The sequence below is a fragment of the Burkholderia sp. Ax-1720 genome, assembly GCF_011753035.1.
In the GTDB taxonomy this organism is placed as follows: Bacteria; Pseudomonadota; Gammaproteobacteria; order Burkholderiales; family Burkholderiaceae; genus Burkholderia; species Burkholderia gladioli.
Window position 1 is genome coordinate 1 of record NZ_VWWK01000467.1, and the last position, 780, is coordinate 780.

The 780-nt window shown below is 75.5% G+C and carries 1 protein-coding gene; it reads left to right on the plus strand.

From position 1 onward, the window contains the following. Positions 1-49: 49 nt before the first annotated feature. A partial coding sequence (locus F3J18_RS37705) for a glycosyltransferase family 2 protein (RefSeq protein WP_166917234.1) occupies positions 50-780 on the plus strand: 731 nt, incomplete at its 3' end.

Here is a 780-nt window from a genome sequence, read left to right on the forward strand (position 1 = left end):
GGCCCTGCTGGGTCGGCAGCGCGTTGCGCGCGCCGCTGGAGGAAGAGTTTTGAACGCGCACCAGGTCGCCGTGGTGGTGAGCGGGTGCGACCGTGACGGTTCGCTGTCGCGCTGCCTGCGCAGCGTGCGCGGCGCCGATTGGGGCGAGCTGCCGGTCGAGGTGCTGTACGCGACCGACGAACCGCTGGGCGACGATGCCCGGCTGGCCGCCCTCGACGGCGCGCGGGTGATCGCGGCCGACACGCGCGGCATCGGCCAGGCCACCACGCGCGCGGCGATCCGCAACGCCGGCTGGCACGCCACGCATGCCGACACGGTGCTGTTCCTGGGCGCCGACACCCTGCTCGACCGGCACTTCCCGCAAGCCGCGCTGGCGCGCCTGGACGCGCAATGCGCGGCGGTGCGCGGCCAGTGCCGCGAGGCGCTGCCGCATCAGTCGCATTACGCCGCGGTGGTCGACCTGGACGGCGTGATGCCGTTCGGCGACGCGCTCGACTGCGTGGGCGACGCCCTGTTCAGCCGCGAGGCCCTGCTCGACGTGGGCGGCTTCGACGCCAACCTGGCCGACGGCGAGGCCGCCGACCTGTGCCGCCGCCTGGCGGCGCGCCGCTGGCGCATCGTCGAGCTGGCGATCCCGATGACGCGCCACGACGACGTGCTGGCCCGTTTCCGGGATTACTGGCGCCGCGCGGTGCGCATCGGCGAGGCCTATGCCGCGGCCGACGCGCGCTGCGCCGGCCGCGCCGCCTTCCCGCACGGCTACGCGCCGCAGCGCAACCG